The organism is uncultured Megamonas sp., assembly GCF_958438645.1.
GTDB lineage: Bacteria > Bacillota > Negativicutes > Selenomonadales > Selenomonadaceae > Megamonas.
In genome coordinates this window covers 32,791-52,511 of sequence record NZ_CAUBSM010000010.1, presented here as the reverse complement: position 1 = coordinate 52,511, position 19,721 = coordinate 32,791, and the positions used below count along the sequence as shown (strand labels likewise).

Below are 19,721 nucleotides of genomic sequence, written 5' to 3'. Positions count from 1 at the left end.
ATTCCACCTATTTTACTTTCTTATTACTAAATTGTATGTTATACAAATGACTATATAAACCACCTGTCTGCATAAGTTCTTGATGAGTGCCCATTTCTTGTACACGACCATTATCTAAAACAATTATTTTATCTGCATGTACAATCGTGGACAAACGATGTGCTATAACAAATGATGTTCGACCTACCATCAATTTATCCAATGCTTCTTGAACGATTTCTTCACTTTCAGTATCAAGTGCTGACGTTGCTTCATCTAAAATCAAAATTCGCGGATTTTTCAAAATGGCTCTAGCTATTGCCATGCGTTGACGCTGACCACCTGATAGAGTTATACCACGTTCACCGATTTTCGTATCATAACCATCAACTAAATTCATAATAAAATTATGTGCATTAGCCGCTTTTGCCGCTGCAATGATTTCTTCATCTGTTGCATCTAATCGTCCATAGCGAATATTTTCTTTAATTGTACCACTAAACAACATAGTTTCTTGCGGTACTACGCCAATTTGCTCACGCAAAGATTTTATGGTTACATCACGAATATCTATATCATCAATAGTGATAGAGCCTTTCGTTACATCGTAAAATCTAGGAATTAAATTGGCAATAGTTGATTTCCCAGCTCCACTAGGACCGACAAAAGCAATCACTTGACCTGGATTAGCCGTTAAAGATAAATCATGTAAAATAGTTATACCATCTTTATAGCCAAAGCTAACATGATTAAATTCTACTTTACCACTAATCTTAGGAAGTTCTTTCGCATCAGGCTTATCTTTCAATTCTTCTTGTGTATCTAAAACATTAAATACACGTTCTGCTGCAGCCATTGCTTTATTGATAGTACCGTATACTCTACTTATACGCTTTACTGGATTAGCTAAGTTTACAGCATAAGTCAAAAAGGCGATAAGTGCCCCTGCTGTCAATGCACCATTAACTACTTGATATCCACCAAACCATAAAATTACAGTCACGATAACTGCTGCTAAAAATTCAACTGTTGGTGTCAATAATGAACTCAATTGAACACTTTTCATATTTGCTTTAAAGTTTAAATCATTTTGCTTTTGAAATCTTTCTATTTCATATTCTTCCCTAGCAAAGGATTTTACTACACGCACACCTGAAATAGATTCTTGTAATAAAGATGTGATTTCTGCTGTACGTTCTTGGATAAGCGATCCGCTTCTCTTTAATTTTCTACCAAAAATTTTCATGGCTTGTCCAATCAATGGTACAACTACCAAAGTAACTAAACTCAATTTCCAATCTAAATAAAACATCATTACTAAAGAACCGATTAAAATTGATGATTCTGTTACTAATTCAATCAAGCTATCCACTAATGCTGCCTGAAGTGCTGCTACGTCATTAGTTATATAACTCATTATTGTACCTGTCTGTTTCTTTTCATAATATGCTAACTGCAACTGTTGAAATTTCACATAAAGTTTTTCACGCACATCAATAATTACTCTTTGTGCTATATATGATACTAAATACGACTGACCATAGAAGAATATCCCTCTAAAGAAGAATACTACAACTATGCCTACTGCTATTAAATTTAATAGTACCATATCTCTTTCCATAAGTACCTTATCTATCATATCTTTTATAATCCAAGGTACATATAAATTTGCTGCTGCTGACATTATGATACAAACAATAGCTAATAAAAGCCTTTTCCAATATGGTTTTATAAATAAAATCAGTCTTTTATAATCATTCATATCATTTATTCCTTAATCTTATCTTTAAATTTATCAACTGTCTGTAATATTAATTCAGCTGTTTTATCAGCTACTCCAGGTGAACCTAATTTTGCTTTTACCATCAACAAATCTTCTTTTACCTTTTTAGCACTAGCTGTATCTTTATAAAATTGTCTTGCAAACTTAGCAATATTTTCACCATTGACTTCATCTTGCAATAATTCAGGTAAAACCTGCCTATCAACTAAAATATTAGGCAAACTAAAATATTTTATTTTTACAAATATTTTAGCTATACGATAAGTAATTGCAGACATTTTATATAAAACGATTGATGGCAATCCCATAAGTGCAGCCTCTAATGTAACTGTTCCCGAAGTAGCAATTGCAAAATCACAACAATTCATCAAATCATATGTTTTTTCTTCACATAATTTTATATTTAATTTATGTTTTGCAATTTCTTCTTGCAAATAAACTTTATCTATACCCGTTGCCACAGGCAAGAAAAACCTGGCCTTTTTTCGTTCTTTAACAATAAGTTTAGCTGCATCAAGCATCGGTTCTAATAAATTAGCAATTTCTTGTTTTCTACTTCCTGGCAATAATAAAATATTATCATCATTCAAATTTATATCAAAAAATTTAGCTGCTTCTTGTTTACTCATAGATGCTTTTACATTATCCATTAAAGGATTTCCCACAAAGGAGATATCTGCCCCTGCTTGTTTATATACATCTAATTCAAAGGGAAAAATTGCCACTATCTTATCAGCAATTTTAGCCACATCTTTGGCTCTGCCTTTACGCCAAGCCCAAGCTGAAGGTGGTATATACGAAAAAACAGGTATATTCAATTTTTTAGCTTCTCTAGCAAGACGCCAATTAAAATCTGGATAATCAATCAAAACTAATATGTCAGGTTTTTGTCTTTTCATTTCCTCTACTAAAGCATCTTTTAACTTAAACATTTTGCGTAAATTAATCAATACTTCCCAAAAACCCATTACACTATAATCTAACATGTTTTTACAAAGCTTCACTCCAGCTTGTTCCATCTGGGGCCCACCAAAACCAAACATTTCAATATCTGCATATAGATTTTTTAATGCTTTAGCTAAGTTTGCACCATGCATATCACCAGAAGTTTCCCCTGCTGAAAACATAATTTTATACATACAATCCTCCAGCCTTTATCAAGCAGAAAAAGACGCGATGATACTATTTTTATACTGTATCGCCGCGTCTTAAAATACTACATTGCCACAATAGTTATAGCATTTTCATCAGCTAATGATAAAACTTTTTCTCTATCTACAATCAGAGTACGACCTGCTTCAATTACTAAACCAGAAGCTTTTACTTCTATCATAGATTCAATTGTTTTTACACCAACAGCTGGCATATCAAAACGATTATCTTGAGCTGGTTTTGCCACTTTTGCTACAACTGCATTCCCGCAAGCGAGTTTTCCGCCACGTAAAATACATGCATCTGTTCCCTCAATAGCTTCTAAAGCCATTACTGCTCTATCTTTAACAACTACTGTTTGACCAATATCTAAGCCACCAAGAGCTTTTGCCATTTTAAAACCGAATTCCATATCTAGACTTTCTCTCTCTGTAGGCTGACGTTTAGTCAATACACCTTTTTTAGGCATAATCATTTTCAAGAGCATTGTCTGATCAAATGTTGTAATACCTTCTTTAGCAAGCTCAGCTACGAATGCTAACATCATTGTATCATCGCTTCTATCTTTTAATGAAGATAATAACGCCATCATTCTAGCATCAGGTATTGCATGCTGTCCTGAAAATAAAATTTCTTTTGTGACTTTACCAATCATCACTACATCTGTTACTTCTTTGCCTTTTAAATAATCTATTATACTGCCCAATTGAGCTACATTTATAGATTTAAAATCTGTTGCTACATCTTTTAAATCTTCTTCTACACCATCAACTAAACCTACAGCATAAACATCTATGCCCATAGCTCTTGCTGCTTTAGCTACTTCGACTGGTAATCTTCCTATACCAGATAATAAACCTATTGATTTCATCTTAAAATCCTCACTTTAATTGCTACCTTCATGGTTTTCTCTACAAATACCACGATCAGCATTTCTTAAAAAGCGTAAAAAATGTTCTACTTCAGTACAAGATTCTACTTCTTGCTCAATTACAGATATCGCCTGTGCTAATTTCAATCCTGAACGATATAAAATCTTATATGCTTGTTTAATAGCTCTTCTTGATGTTGGTGAAATACCTGCACGTGCTATACCTACACTGTTTAGCCCACAAACATTTGCAGGTCTACCATCTACAATAGTATATGGCACCACATCTTGTACTAATTTAGAAAAGCCTCCTACCATTGCATTTCTACCGATTTTTACAAATTGGTGAACACCGGCAAAACCACCTAAAACAGCTCTATCTTCTACGATAACATGACCTGCTATTGATGCATTATTAGCCATAATAACATTATTGCCTACAATACAATTATGAGCTACATGTGTATATGCCATAAGTAAACAATCATTGCCAATACGTGTTTCTTCCTCAGCTCCACAAGCTCTATGAATTGTAGCATATTCACGAACTTTAGTCCTATCGCCAATATACACATATGATTTTTCACCCACAAATTTTAAATCCTGTGGTTCAGCACCAATTGATGCACCTGGAAAAATCACGCAGTCTTTACCAATTTTAGTCCAACCTGTAATCACAGCATGCGGTTCAACTTTTGTTCCGTCACCAATTTCTACATTTTCTCCAATAACCGCAAATGGACCAATTTCTACATTTTTCCCGATTTTGGCATTTTCATGAACTATTGCTAATGGATGTATTTTGCTTTCTGCCTCCATTTATATTCACTCCTTAAAAACTACACCTTTTGGTGAAATTCCATCATAGTAAAAGAGCCAATTAATTGGCTCTTTACACCTTAATTAATCATTTTATAAGTTTTCTGGTTTTTGTAAAGCAAAAGTAAAGTCACCTTGAGCTACTAATTTATCATCAACAAAACCTTCACAATGAACTTTACCAAAATCGCCACGAATTTTCACAATTTCAGATTTCATAATAAGCTGATCACCAGGAACTACTGGTTTTTTAAATTTAACATTATCCATACCGCCAAAATAAGCTAATTTACCGCGGTTTTCTGCTGGATATAATAAAGCAAAACCACCAACTTGAGCCATTGCTTCTAAAATTAACACGCCTGGCATAATTGGATGACCTGGAAAATGTCCTCTAAATTGGTCTTCATTTATAGAAATATTTTTTATACCTACTGCATATTTCATAGGTTCTAATTCAATAATACGATCAATCAATAAAAATGGGGGACGATGTGGTAAAACTTTTTCAATTTCAGGAATATCAATTCTCATAGTATAACCTCTCTTCTGCTTAAATAAAGTCTGCAAGAATTTTTTTTGCTAACTTTGTATTTAATTCATGACCTGATTTTACAGCGATTACATGACCTTTTATTCTACCTGCTAATCTCAAATCACCAATAGCATCTAAAATTTTATGACGAACTAATTCATCTGGAAAACGAAGTTTATTCATCCAGCCTTCATCATTATAGACAATTACATTATCTAAATTTCCACCTAGACCTAAACCCATTTTGCGTAAGGCTTCTACTTCTTTTTCATAAGCAATAGTTCGTGCTGTAGCAATCTCTTGTTTATAATGTTCTTTAGTGGTAAATTCAAAATCTTGATATTGTGTACCAATCAATGGATGTGGATTTAATGATGTAAAGCTCACACGGAACCCATCATAAGGAACTACCATTATAAAACGTTCCTTATCATCTATGCGATATACTTTATCAATCTCCAATATATTTGCTTCTTTATCTTGTTCTTTTGTACCTGCTTTTTCCAGTAATTCTAAAAAAACATTTGCTGAACCATCCGTCACTGGTGGCTCTTCACTATCAATTTCAATATAACAGTTATCTATATTACTAGCAAATAATGCTGACATCAAATGTTCGATTGTAAAAATCTTAACATCGCCATTGCTAATTGTCGTTGCTCTTAACGTAGATGTCACATTACTTGCTATTGCTTTTATCTGTGTTTTTTCTGGTAAATCCGTTCTAATAAATACAATCCCTGTATCTACTGGAGCAGGACGCAATCTCATATTAACTTCTGTACCTGAATGCAGGCCAATTCCAGTATATGAAACATCTACCGCAATTGTTTTTTGCTTTGTCATCGTCGTCCTCCTAAAAATTATATATAATTATTTTACAAGACAACTCTATTTACTGCAAGTTATTTGCCTCTTTTTTCTTTTTTTCAGCATATTTCCATCTATTATGTAACCAAAACCATTCTTCGGGATAGTCTCTTATATGCTGTTCTACTAAACTTGTCAAATATGCCATCATATCATATATATCTTTTTGTTTATCTTTTGTTTTAGCTGTAAAAACAGGCTCAGATATAGTCAATATATGATGCCCTGGTTTATCTTTATCTTCTGTAATAAATGCTGGCAATATAGGTGCTGATTTAAATCTACTCATAACGGCTGGCCCTTGTACACAAGAAGCTTCATATCCTAAAAAAGGCATCATTATACCTGTAGAGCCGCCATCTTGGTCCATGATTAAGCCAATAAAATATTTTTGCCCAAGCATCTTCATCATTTCTTTGATATCCAATTTATCTGTTATGTGCATACCAGTAAAAGCTCGACAATAATTTATAAAATTATTTACACCTTCATTACGTTGATGTTGAGCTACTCCTGCTATTTTCATACCTCTATGAGTAAGTGCTGCCCCTATGATTTCCCAATTACCACTATGTGCAGTAGCGATAACACCGCCATTTCCACAGGTGATGGCTTTTTTTATATTTTCTTCTCCAATCACAGTCACATATTTATCAATATTTTTACATATAATTTTAAATCGCAATACTTCCATGATCATCGTTCCAAATCTAGTCCAACTTTTCTTGGCAATTCTTTTAGCTTCATTATTTGATACTTTTAGACAACGCTCAATATTATGTATTGCCATTTGTTTTCTTTTTTTAGGAACTACAATCCATGTTAATTCACCTAAAATCTTACCTATAAATCTTGCTACACCATCTGGTAATAAACAACAGACATTACTCAAAAATACTAATATATTATATAACATTCAAAAATCCTTTCTTTTATAATTTCTATACCTTCACAATCTTATAATACTAATTTATATTCTTTAAATTTTTATAAAATCTACAAAAAAAGTAGCTAAGCATTAGAGCTTGGCTACTTTTAATAATTCATAAATTAATTCTTGTTTTCTTCTAACGCTTTTAAACGCTTTTCCATTAATTTTAATTTTTTCATCATATCTGGCAAACGTCCTTCATTTGCTTTAATTCTGAGCCATTCTTGATGAGGACGAGCAGGAAAACCTGCATAAAAAGAATTTTCAGGTACATCTGCAATTAATCCTGTACGTGCTGCCATCACAGAATTACTACCTACTTTTATATGACCTTTAGAGCCAACTTGACCTGCAAAAGTAACATTATGCCCAACTATTGTTGAACCTGCAAGACCTGTTTGAGCTACTACTAAACAATTTTCACCCAATACACAATTGTGTCCAATATGAACAAGATTATCTACTTTCGTTCCCTTACCTATCACTGTTGAACCAGTTGTTGCTCTATCAATTCCTGCATTACAGCCAATTTCTACATCATCTTCAATAACTACATTGCCAACTTGTGGCACTTTTGTATGCTGTCCATTTTTAGTAATGAAGCCAAATCCATCAGCTCCAATTACAGTATTATCATGAATAATTACATTTTTTCCTACTTTGCAATATTCACGAATACTAACACCTGCATGAAGTACTGTATTATCATCAACACTAGCATATTGACCAATATACACATTTGGATAAATTTCTACATTATCTCCAATAGTTGCATTATCATCAATATAAGCAAAATCCATTATAGCTACATTCTCACCAATTTTTACGTTTTCACCAATATGAGCTTTAGCACTAATAATTTTAGCAACTTTTAATTCTGGTTTAAAAATATTTAATAAAATATTGAATGCTTCACGAGGATTTTTTACTTTTATACAAGTCTTAGAAAAACCATTCACATCATCTTGTATAATTACAGCAGCTGCATTACATGCAATAGCTTCTTCTAAATGTGGATCTACGGCAAAAGTTATTTCACTAGGTCCAGCTAAAGCTATTCCTGTTGCTCCTGTGATAACTAATTGTTCATCATAATCCCCACAAAGTTTGCCATTTATTAATTTTGCTATATCTGCTAGTGTTCTTTTCATAATATTACCCCTTTTTATTGCAACTTCTGAATTACTTCGTCTGTAATATCAATTCCACCTTGAACTACAAACTCTTGTTTTTGAACTTGCATACCATTTGAACGCACTAATGTTTTTGGCACTACAGCAGATAATTCTTTTTCAGTTGATACTTCTGCGAGCACCTTGTCCATTGTATTTTTTACCTGAGATTTATATTGCATATCTAAGCCTTGATATTGACGCTGAATATCCATTTGAGCTTTTTTGAAATCTTCATCTGACATAGTTGATTTTTTATTCATTAAATCAGTTTCTTTTGCTTCAATTTCTTTATTTTTAGCATCAATATTGTCTCTAATTGTTTTTATCTGTGGTGCTTCATTCATCACGCGTTCAGCATCTAAATAGCCTAATTTAGTTTCATTTCCACAACCTGACATAAATACACTCATCAAAGAAATAAGTGCTATTACTAACATTAATTTTATTTTCATTGTACCGTATCGTCCTTCCATATACTATTATAACATCTTACTTTTGCATTTATTCATTAGTTAATTCAGATATTACATCGTCTGTAATATCAATTGAATCAACCCCTACAACCATACCATTTAAAACAGTATTATCAAAACTATCTATTTTTATATTACCAAAAAAATCTAAATTAGCTGGAACATCAGCAATAACCAATTTCAAATGTTTTTGAATGGCTATTTTCATCGCTTTACTAGCTATATCTTTAAGCATGCTTCTTTTTAATAAATTTATTTCATTTTCTTTTGTATGCAATAATATTATTAATCGTTCACTATCTTTTTTTCTAGCTTGAAGCATTTGCAGTCTATCTTGAAGGTATTGTGCATCCCTTTGTTGTTCTGCTTGTTGTCTTTCTAAAGAATTTTGCACATCCATTTGATGTATCTGTTGTACATTTATGCCTAATTGTGCTTCTCTTTGTTTTCTCCACTCCATTAACTCATTTGCAACTTTTAAATTATATTGTTGCTCAATAGAAAAAACTAATTCTCCTCGTTCTTTTTTTAATTGCTCTAAGGTATCTAGAATTTTATCTTTCTCATCTTCAGTTAGTTTTAAATTCTTAGCATTATCTAATTTTATAGTGCAATTAAAAATAGCATTTGTATATTTATCTGTTATTGATGCTATAGCTTTATTTTTATCATCAGCTAATTTTTGTCGTATTTCATTTTCTTTATTTATTGTTTCTTCTTTTAATTGCTGCTTAGCCTTTATTTCCTGTAAATTATTTTGTTCATCTACAACTTGTTCAAATACCTGAGCAGCTGGATTTACTTCTGGTGGCTGTAGTTCTTCTGTATTTAATGTATATGATTTTAACTTTATCAATATTAATATTTTTTCAGCTTGTAATTTCTCCAATTTAGCATAATCACTATGCTTAGTAATTAATTTATCTATATCTACTGTGGCTACAGCTGAATTAACATCTAATTGCACAGGAGGCTTTTGCATATGTTTATGCCAGATATATACACCACCTATAATACACAACAATACACAAATAATTCCAACGATAACAGATATCTTTTTCTTGGTTTTATCTTTATCTTTTCTTTGTTGTATATTATTATCATCTTTTTGTTCATCTGCCATAAAGCCACCTCCCATATATCTAAAAATTACTTAGATTATTAAAATACCGAGCACTAATACACTTGCTCGGTATTTTATCTGCAAAACATAAAAATTAATTTTGTCCAGAAGAAGCAGCTGTATCTGTAGCTTCAGAAGATGTTGTATCTGCATTATCTTGTGTAGTTACATCGCCTTGAGCTTGAATTTTTGTCAAAACATCTTGTGTAATATCTTGTCCACCATATAATACATTGTTTTTATCTAATACAACATTAATACCTCTAGCATCAGCTACTGCTTTTACTTGTTCTTCAATACTATTGCGAATAGGATCTATAAGTTCTTTTTGTTTATCTTGCATTTCTTTTTGTTTTTGTTCTATAAATTGTTGTTGTTGTTCTGGTGTCATATTAGCTGCTTGATTTTGAAAATCTTCTTGAATTTGTTTTGCAGCTGCTTCATATTTTTCACGAGCTGGTTGCATTCCTGGATGTTCTGCAATAAGTTTTGAATAATCTACAATACCAACATTAGAAGAAGATGCTCCTGCCATACCAGATTGATATTGTGATACTCCTAAAGCAACAATACTAAATACAAATACTGCTGCGATGATAATACTAATGATTTTTACTTGTTTCTTTTCAAAATTAATCAATTTTATCTTCTCCCTTTATAAGGCTTTTGCCTCTTAGTTAAAACACTTTAATTATAACAAACTAAAAAATCTTATTCAAGAATAGAATTAACTGCAGGAAAATCCTGCAGTTAAAAATCAAACACGTTAAATATAAATTAGAAGTTTCCACCTACATTAAAGTGAAGTCTTCCTCCATCTTCGCCCCAACCATAATCTAGACGAACTGCTCCAATTGGTGATTGTACTTGTAAACCTATACCTGCACTAGCATGTAATGTTAAATCATCTTCAATAGAACTCCATGGGCCCCATGATTTACCACCCCAAGCATCACCTATATCAGTAAATAAAGCACCTTGAACTTTATTCATCAATGGGAAACGATATTCCATTGTACCCATCAACATTTTATTACCAGAAAATTGTCCATCACGATAACCACGAACAGAATTTTGACCACCAACTTCAAACAAAGCAGCTTCAGGTAAATCTTCATTAGCATATCCTGCACTACCACGTAATGCTATAACTTGGGCATGGCCCACTTTATAATATCTCTGTACACTGCCTGTAAGTTTAGTATAATCAAAATCTCCACCTAAACCAGCGTATTCTAGAGATAAACTTGTTCTCGTACCTTCTGTTGGATAGAAAATATTATCTCTTGTATCACGAATTTGTGAAGCTATAATACTTCTAGTTTCCCCAAAATTATTATCTCTCCAATCTTTATATTGAGGTGTATCTCGATTATATGGACCATCTTCATGACCGCGATAATCTGTATTATTTATTTTAAAACCTAAATAATTCATTGTATATTCGTCGATTGGACGGCCAAAATTCAATTCATAACCTTGATTTTTCTTATCATAAGTTTCAATAAGATTACCATCATTATTATAATCATCATATTCAAACTTACGATCATATATACGAAATGTTCCTGTAGTTTCTTTTTCATCAAGCCATGGCTTTGTATAAGAGATGCTATATCCACTATCATCTCCATCATCGCCACCAAATTCGTACATGGCTTTAATAGAATCACCTGTACCTCTAAAGTTAGTATCACCGATACTTACCATACCTAAAAGTCCATCTTCACTGCTATAACCAGCACCGATACCAAAAGAACCTGTACGTTTTTCTATAACAGTTAATTCCATAATGATATTATTAGGATCTTGCTGTCCTGGTAAAATTTTTACACTAACATCATCAAAAAATCCTAAATTATATACACGTTGCATACTGCGACGAGCTTTTTTAGCATCAAAAACTTCACCTGGTTTTATACGCATTTCACGAGTAATAACATAATCCTTTGTCTTATCATTACCCTTTACTACATAACCTTCGAGAATACCTTCATTAAAGATTAAAGTTAAATTACCACTTTCATCAATGGAAATATCTCTTAATTTTGCTAAAATATATCCATCTTGACGATAACTTGCCTCAATATTTGCTAAATCTGTATTTAATTGACGAATATTCAAAATTTCGCCTTTCTTTACAGTTAACATATTTTCAATTTTATCTGTGGAATACACTTGATTTCCCAAGATTTCTACAGAACTCAATACAGGATTTTCCATTACATGATAAGTTATTTTTACACCTTCAGGGACAACTTCATAAGAAGGATAGTTATCATAAAAATAACCTGTATTGTATATGCTATCTCTATCTTGTTCAATATTTTTTACATTAAATTTATCTCCAGCTTTAACAGTTAATACTTTTAATATATCATCTTTAGCTATTTTTTCATTGCCTACCACATCTACGCTAACTACTGTCATATCTGTATAGGCACTATTATTTTTAATAGTTTCTTCTGTTGGTCTTTGCTCTTTCCAAGCATTCATCTTATCAATAGCTGCTTGGTCTTGGACTTTATCTATTTTACTTTCTTTAGATTTTTCCTTGCTAACGACAATGTCCTTGTTTGTATCTACAGCACTAGTTCCTTCAGATACATCTTGCATAGTTTCATCAACTTTTGCTTCTACTTCATCTTGAGTCAAATTTTCTGCTGATACAATATTTTCTTTTACATTATTATCTGCAACATTTGCAAAACAATTATTTATACTAAAAGCACTAATATTAGCCATAGCTAATGCACAGACTAATAATTTATAATTTTTCTGTTTCAAACAAACAACCTCCTTAAATTGAGACAACTCACCAATACTGTAATTTTATCACAACTGTATGAAAAATAATATCTTTCATAAAAAAAAAGTTATGATACCCAAAAAGATATGAGTATCATAACAAACCTATCTTAAAAATAAATTAAAATTTCCACTGCATTTCTAATTTTACATTATAAACACCATCATCTTCAATTTCAGTGATTATACCAATATTATCATTCATATAATATTGTAAACCTACTCTATTTAAATCATAATTTATACCTTTCGTATAACGAAGCATCACCTTATCAGATAGATATTTACCAATTTGAATGCTATAAACATCATCATCATTTGTATCAAAACGTTTCTTAGCACTATCAGTTAAACTATCTCGAGAAATTCTAAATTCATCTAAATTTAATACATTTCTCAAAGTACCTTCAACTTCATTTAAGAAACTCATCTGTAGTCCAACTGTTGCTAATGATAATATATCATCTTCTGTCAATTCTCCAGAATTGCCATCTTTACTATTCGTTCTAAAAGCCAACAATTTTATTATTTCTGCATCATTCATTGCTGGTTCAGAAAATAATCTTGGTTCTAGTTGCTTATCTAATGGTCCTTGTAAACTTACAAAAACTTTTGTTCGATCAAGTCTAGTCATAGCCAAAAAGTCTATACTTGGGAAAAATGAATCCACTTGATTAAATACAATATTACCTACTTCAATATTAAAAATAGTTTTTAATACATTTATAGTTCCCTTATCAACTGTTAAGCTTCCAGAAGCTTTAGGATGTATTGTCGTTCCTTTTATATTGAATGCCCCTTTTATATATAAATCATATAATAGTGCATCATAAGCATGTACATTTTCACCCAAATTAACATTAATATCTAAAACCATTTCAGGAAGCATTGTATCTGTTGTCTCTGGAAGTGGTGGCATAGAAACTTCTATATTATTAAAATCAAGATTAGTAGTCAATTTCGGCAATTTTCTACCATAAAAATCAACTTCATTAAATTGTAAATTTCCTACTAAATGACCTGTATAATAATCCGATACAATATCTAAATCATTTAAATCAAGATTAAAATTATACCCTGTAATTCCCTGACTTGTAAGATGTGCTGTTCCGATTAAATTATAGTTGCCATCTCCCATTTTTCCGGTAAATTGTTTAATCGTCATTAAATCTTGATCAAAATCTATATCTACATTTATATTTTCTAATGGACTATCTACATACTTAAATTTTATAGCACTATCTACAGTAGATATATTTCCCTTAAAATTAGGTTTTTGTACTGTTCCTGTAATATTTAAACTACCTTGAACATTACCCATTGACCATTCTACGTATGGTGTAAACGATGGTAATACATTTAAATCTGTATTTTCTAGATAAACCTTCAAATTCATTTGCTGATTTATATTTTCTTCATTTCTCTTATCTACTTCTAAAGCAGCAATAGGTATACTACCTTCAGCTTTTATCGCACATTGTCCCTTATTAGCCGCCATCTGATTAATATAAATTACGCCATTTTTTAAATTTGCCATTGCATATGCATTATCAAATTGCGTGCCATCACCTTGAGTATATATAGAAATATCTGCTGTTGGATCATCAATTGTACCACCAACTTGTATATCGCCATTCATTACCCCATTTATATCTATATTCATATCACATAAATGAGTCAATAAATTTACATCCATATTACTAGCAGATACACGAGCATCAATTGGACCATTCGCCAAGTCCACACTACCTTGAGCTGCTACTTTTCCTTCACCTTGCTCACCATAGAATTTATTTACTTTTACAATTTTATTATCTAATTGAGCATCTATTTGAATATTTTGCAATGGATAATCTTTTAATGTTCCATTTTCCATTGTTCCCTTCAAATCTACATGAGGATTTTCATATGTGCCATTCAACTGAGCCGAACCATCAAATCTACCATTTAATAAACTATTTTTCAAATTAGCCATAGACATAGCTGCATTAATATCAGCTTGAATTATTGTAGCCTGACCTTCAACTTGCTTAGTATTTAAATTTACAGCTCCATTGAAATCAAATTCACCGTCATTTTGCTTAAATTTAAACTGCTCTAAACTCAAAATTCTATTAGCTAATTTCAAATGACCATAAATATCATCTATATTTTCACCATTTAAGACAATATCATCAGCCTGTAAAATACCATCAAAATTTAATGCACCAACTTTTCCTGACAACATGCCATCAAAACTTGCCTTACCAGACACAGGATATGGCAAATCTACTTGCAATTTATCAATTAAAATTTCGTCAGCTTTAAATTTAAAGTTCATTTCCTTATTTTTATCAATTGTTCCATCTAAAGTAGCCTTTATAAATGGTGACGTTATGATGAAATTATTCAATTTTATATCGCCATCATTGTATTCATATGTTCCATCTACTTGAGTAATTAATATACCATATGCACTACCTTCATAAAAATGAACTTTACCCGTAGCTTTTATATCCTGCAAATTTCCCGTAAGATGTATACTATTATCTACATTTCCTGTTATCTCAAGTTCTGGCATAACAGCTTGTATTAAATTTTCTACACGTGCCTGTTTTGTATTAACTGTCATATCAATGAATTGTTTACCCTTAAAACCTAATAGACCAGTAGCTTCATGAGTGATTTCACCGTTATTAATTAATTGACATCTATCTACACGCATGCCATCTAAATTACCAATAGCATTCACCAATAGCGAATCAAACGTTTGCTTCATTATAGAGCCATCTTTTGCCATTAAATCAATTCTCAATACAGGGTTATCTATATGACCAAACAATTGACCACTAAAATTAGCATCTCCGGAAATATCAATATCAGGCAAATAATTTTTAACTAAAGACATATCTACATTTGAAGCATAAAAATCTACATTTATATCATCTTTTTGCATACCACCTTTAGCAGCTAATCTACCTCCATTAGCAAAATTAGCTGTTAAAGCGTCAACTTGAAGTGCATCTTTTTCTTTATAAAAAGATGCCTCTATTTTTTCTATAGGTATATTATCATAACTACCATTATTTACCTCTAAACGACCACTGATATCTAAATTATCAAAGTCCACACCTTGACCTTTAAAATCACCGCGAATAACAGCATTACCTGTAATTGCTTGTGGTAAATAATTATTAAATATAGATATATCTATATTTGAAGCTCTAAATGAACCTTTATAAGTTAAATCTGTCAAATCGCATTGACCTGATGCCCAAATCCAACCACCTGCAAAATCTGCCCTAAAATCATCGACAAAAACTTTATTTTCTCTATATCTAGCCTGAATATCTATATTTTCTACAGGATAATCATATACATATCCCAGTTTAGAATTTATTTGTGCCCCTATGCGAATATCATCCAATGTACCATAAATAGCACTGACAAAAGATACATCGCCTCTAAATGGCACACCTTCAATAAATAATTCAGGTTTAAAACTTTTACTTTCTGCAATCAATCGCAAACGAGGCTCATTCATATAATCTTCAATACTACCATGAATAGCAACTTTTTGACCTTGTGCACTACCACTTACAAATAATTGTATATTTTTATTATTTAATAAAATAAGACCGTTTATATCTTCTACATCTTGCCCTAATACCTCACATGCTCCATCAACAAAATTAATGGAACCATCTAAAACATATTTATTTTCTAAACTACCACTGATTGTTATATCCGCTTTATTTATAAAGCCCTGTTTTATATTAACATTAGCTAAATACTCTTCTGGTATAAATGGCAAATATTTTAAAATATCTACATCTTGAACTTTTACATCTAAATTAGTTTTTATAGCTTCACCAATAATACCATCAAATTCCACTAAAGCTTGATCATGATTTAAGCTACCATTGACATTTATAGCTGTTAAATCTGCACAATCAGCTTCTAAATTAATCTTATCTATAGATAATTGCTTACCTTCAAAACGTATTTTAGCCTGTCCATTTTCGAGTTTGACCATGCCTTTAAAATCTATTGGAGTCGTTGAATCTTTATCTATTAAATCTTCTACATTCCAAGAACCATCACTACGCTGTATAATATTGGCTTCAGGATTAATTACATCTACTTCACTTAACCCCGCTAATGGTGATTGTTTCAGTATCTCTAAAATATCTACAGTAAAAATAACTTTATCAGCTTTAGCTATTAATTCATTTTGTTTATCATAAATTTCCACATCATCTATAGCTGCTGAATTCATAGAAACAATATATAAAGAATCTATATTTATCTTTGTACCTAAAATATTTTCCACTTGTTTAGATATTAACTTTGCCGTTTCTTGCTTAAAAGATTGAGAGTTTATCCATAAAAAAGTCATCAAACTTATACAAAATATTATAAATACACTGACTCCTACAATAATTTTAGACTTTTTTTGCATCTAACTCACCTCTATATTAAATAGTTAAATAATCTCTATACTAAGAAACGGGAACTATTTTAGTTCCCGTTTAAATAGTTTATTCTGTTTTTAGTATAGCATGATTTCATTATAGAGAAAATACTATTAATATGTTTTTGCTGCTACTGCTTGTACATCTAAATCAACAGGAAGACCCATTGCTTTATCTAATTGAGCCTTACTTACATTATAATCATAAAGAGCTTGTACATAATTTGTTTTAGCCGTAGTTAAGGCTACAGCAGCATCCATAACATCAATATTAGTTCCTACACCTGCTGTATAACGAACTTGTGCGATATTATAATCTTCACTTGCTTGATTTACGGCAACACTTGTTGTTTGAATATTTTTTTCCGCAGAAAGTAAATTTAAATATGCTTGATGTACTTCTAATTGAATTCCTTCATTTACATATTGAACATTTTCTTCTGCTTTAGCTAATGCGGCTTCTGCTTGTCTTACTTGCGATTTAGTTACGTTATTATCAAAAATACTCCAGCTGGCTTTAACCCCGATTTCAGATTGTTCTGCAGCATCATTATTGAAAGCATCATCTCCATCAATAGTATAACTTGCATAAGCAGAAACTTGTGGTAAATTACCAGCTTGAGCTACTTTCACACTTGTTTTAGCTTGTTCTACAGATTTAGCTGCCGCAATACCATCAGGACGATTATTCATTGCCAAATCCATACATTCAGCTAAACTTAAATCATATTTTGTATATTTTAATTCATCTTGAATATTGATTTTAGTATCAATAGGTAAACCAATTAAATTATTTAAAGATGAAATAGATAAATCATAATTATTTTCTGCATTTACAAGATTTTGTTTAGCATCTGCTAACTCTACTTGAGAACGCAATACATCTGATTTAGCTACTGTACCTGCAGCATATTTAGCATTAACTGTATCCAAATGTGCTTGTAACTGATCCACAGTTTCCTGATTTACACCTACTAAATTACGACATTGTAAAATATTATAATAGCCTTTTGTTGTATCATATTTAATCTGTTGTTTTGTATTTTCTAAAGTCAAATCACTGATATCTACACCAATTTCTTTGCCTTTAATATTATTTTCTAATTGTCCACCTGTATATAATGGAATAGAAGCTTCCACTACATTTTGATAGCTAGAATCTCTATTTTGTAAATCATACGTTTCTCCACCAACGGCAGCAGCTGCTGTTTGCCAACTAATAGAAAAACCTTTTTGTCCTTTTGCTTCACTCAACGCCCAACGAGCTGAATCTGTATCATATACAGCTTGTTTTATAGTTCTATTATTTTCTAATGCCATTTCAACTGTATTATCTAAAGTTAAATCCACAGTATCTTGTGCAAAAGCTAAATTACTACCACCTAAAAATAATGAGCCACTTAATAACACTGCAGTTATTGTTTTATTTAAAGACTTTTTATTCATTTTTCAAATCCTCCTAAATTAAAATTCATGTCTTAAGCCTACATAAGCGGCTCTTTCATCTGAATCATTAATGTCTTTTATTTGACCTATCAAATAAGTATCTTGTGCAATCTCATATTGTCCTTTTAATTTTACTCTTAAATCATTGGGATCATAAGCATCTACAGAGATTTTTCCCTTATCTCCTGCTTTTAAATCAACACCTACACCGACTTTATCATCAACCAAACCACCTCTACCCGTAAAAATACCATTTCCTGTACCTACTTGTAGATTAGTTCCACTATCATCTCCGCCAATATCATCAGCTCCTATCAGCAAAAAAGAATTAGGATCTGTATATACCTTTACATCTGCATTTACCATCCATTCAGATTGCCCACCACTGTATAAGGCTTCTATACCAGGCTTAACCTCAATAGATGATACTTTACTCATCATATTGTCTGCACGCTGTGATATATTATCTGCATTGCTGATTATATTTTTTAAACTCTGTGCTGTTTGTGGATCTGCAACTACAGTTTCCATATTAGTTGCCATCTTTTTCACACTTTCACTAGTTGCTGATAAATTAGCAATAGCGATTTTCATATTATTAGCAGTTTCACCATCACCAGAGAAATCATTTATCATGACTTCAATTTCATCTGCTGCTTTAGCCATACTTGAGGTCATTGCTGATAAATTCTTGATCATATTATCTATATCCTGCTGGTTGTTAACTGCTAAAGTGGACATTACCTGCATCAATTGATTCATATTGCCAGTCAAATCTTTAAGATTTATTGCTGTCTGAATTAATGAATTTTGTACATCTTTATTTCCCAAAATATCATTCATGCTTTTTATCAAGCCCTTTACATCATCTAAAGTCAAACTAGCCTGTGTCAATAAATAATCCAATCCTCTTTCATCAACACCATCTACAGTTTCGCCACCTACCAAGTATTCACCTTTTGGATGTTGTGGTGGCATAATGCTGATAAATTTTTCTCCCATCAGTCCATCACTACTAATTGTAAATAAAGAATCCTTTGCTATTTGCATATTTCCTTTTATAACAACAGTAACTTTTGCTTTATCTTTATAAGCTTCAATTGAGGATACTCTTCCTGCGTCAATACCCGCATAACTAACACCAGCACCTATCTTTAATCCTGTAACTTGATTAAATGTAATATCAAAAGAATAATCTTTATCTTTACCAAAATTAAAGCCACTTAAATAAACTATAATACCAATCAATAAAGCCAATCCTACTGTTGTAAATATGCCTACTTTCGCTTCATTGGACATTATT

15 protein-coding genes are annotated in these 19,721 nt (G+C 31.6%); all 15 read right to left on the bottom strand.

What is annotated here, in order from left to right; genetic code table 11:
• Positions 1–7: 7 nt before the first annotated feature.
• Entirely contained in the window at positions 8–1,741 is a 1,734-nt protein-coding gene (locus tag Q5I67_RS07960; RefSeq protein WP_302486960.1) for an ABC transporter ATP-binding protein, read from the bottom strand.
• A 5-nt stretch (positions 1,742–1,746) separates the two neighbouring features.
• Positions 1,747–2,901, bottom strand: a complete 1,155-nt coding sequence (gene lpxB / locus Q5I67_RS07955; protein ID WP_302486959.1) for a lipid-A-disaccharide synthase — start codon at positions 2,899–2,901, stop codon at positions 1,747–1,749.
• A gap of 77 nt (positions 2,902–2,978) precedes the next feature.
• Positions 2,979–3,785, bottom strand: a complete 807-nt coding sequence (locus tag Q5I67_RS07950) for an LpxI family protein (RefSeq protein WP_296922975.1) — start codon at positions 3,783–3,785, stop codon at positions 2,979–2,981.
• A 15-nt stretch (positions 3,786–3,800) separates the two neighbouring features.
• A complete protein-coding gene (lpxA, locus tag Q5I67_RS07945; RefSeq protein WP_302486958.1) occupies positions 3,801–4,604 on the bottom strand; it encodes an acyl-ACP--UDP-N-acetylglucosamine O-acyltransferase in 804 nt (267 codons plus the stop codon).
• Positions 4,605–4,697: 93 nt separating this feature from the next.
• Positions 4,698–5,138 (bottom strand): 3-hydroxyacyl-ACP dehydratase FabZ, encoded by a 441-nt coding sequence (fabZ, locus tag Q5I67_RS07940; protein ID WP_008539755.1) that lies wholly within the window; start codon positions 5,136–5,138, stop codon positions 4,698–4,700.
• 19 nt (positions 5,139–5,157) lie between these two features.
• Positions 5,158–5,985, bottom strand: coding sequence for a UDP-3-O-acyl-N-acetylglucosamine deacetylase (gene lpxC, locus Q5I67_RS07935; RefSeq protein WP_296896432.1), 828 nt, complete (start codon positions 5,983–5,985; stop codon positions 5,158–5,160).
• A 49-nt stretch (positions 5,986–6,034) separates the two neighbouring features.
• Positions 6,035–6,925, bottom strand: a complete 891-nt coding sequence (locus Q5I67_RS07930) for a lysophospholipid acyltransferase family protein (RefSeq protein WP_296896430.1) — start codon at positions 6,923–6,925, stop codon at positions 6,035–6,037.
• Positions 6,926–7,059: 134 nt separating this feature from the next.
• Positions 7,060–8,091, bottom strand: a complete 1,032-nt coding sequence (gene lpxD, locus Q5I67_RS07925) for a UDP-3-O-(3-hydroxymyristoyl)glucosamine N-acyltransferase (protein WP_296896428.1) — start codon at positions 8,089–8,091, stop codon at positions 7,060–7,062.
• Positions 8,092–8,105: 14 nt separating this feature from the next.
• The gene (locus Q5I67_RS07920; protein ID WP_302486957.1) at positions 8,106–8,588 is read right to left on the bottom strand and encodes an OmpH family outer membrane protein; all 483 of its coding nucleotides are present in this window, start codon (positions 8,586–8,588) and stop codon (positions 8,106–8,108) included.
• Positions 8,589–8,616: 28 nt separating this feature from the next.
• Complete coding sequence (locus Q5I67_RS07915) at positions 8,617–9,711, bottom strand: hypothetical protein (RefSeq protein WP_302486956.1); 1,095 nt, start codon at positions 9,709–9,711, stop codon at positions 8,617–8,619.
• A 94-nt stretch (positions 9,712–9,805) separates the two neighbouring features.
• Positions 9,806–10,351, bottom strand: a complete 546-nt coding sequence (locus Q5I67_RS07910) for an OmpH family outer membrane protein (protein WP_302486955.1) — start codon at positions 10,349–10,351, stop codon at positions 9,806–9,808.
• A gap of 137 nt (positions 10,352–10,488) precedes the next feature.
• Positions 10,489–12,498 (bottom strand): outer membrane protein assembly factor, encoded by a 2,010-nt coding sequence (locus Q5I67_RS07905; protein ID WP_302486954.1) that lies wholly within the window; start codon positions 12,496–12,498, stop codon positions 10,489–10,491.
• Between the two features lie 142 nt (positions 12,499–12,640).
• Complete coding sequence (locus Q5I67_RS07900) at positions 12,641–16,960, bottom strand: translocation/assembly module TamB domain-containing protein (RefSeq protein WP_302486953.1); 4,320 nt, start codon at positions 16,958–16,960, stop codon at positions 12,641–12,643.
• 126 nt (positions 16,961–17,086) lie between these two features.
• Positions 17,087–18,418: a TolC family protein gene (locus Q5I67_RS07895; protein WP_302486952.1), complete on the bottom strand. Its 1,332-nt coding sequence runs from the start codon at positions 18,416–18,418 to the stop codon at positions 17,087–17,089.
• A gap of 18 nt (positions 18,419–18,436) precedes the next feature.
• Positions 18,437–19,717, bottom strand: a complete 1,281-nt coding sequence (locus tag Q5I67_RS07890; protein ID WP_296897665.1) for an MlaD family protein — start codon at positions 19,715–19,717, stop codon at positions 18,437–18,439.
• Positions 19,718–19,721 lie beyond the last annotated feature (4 nt).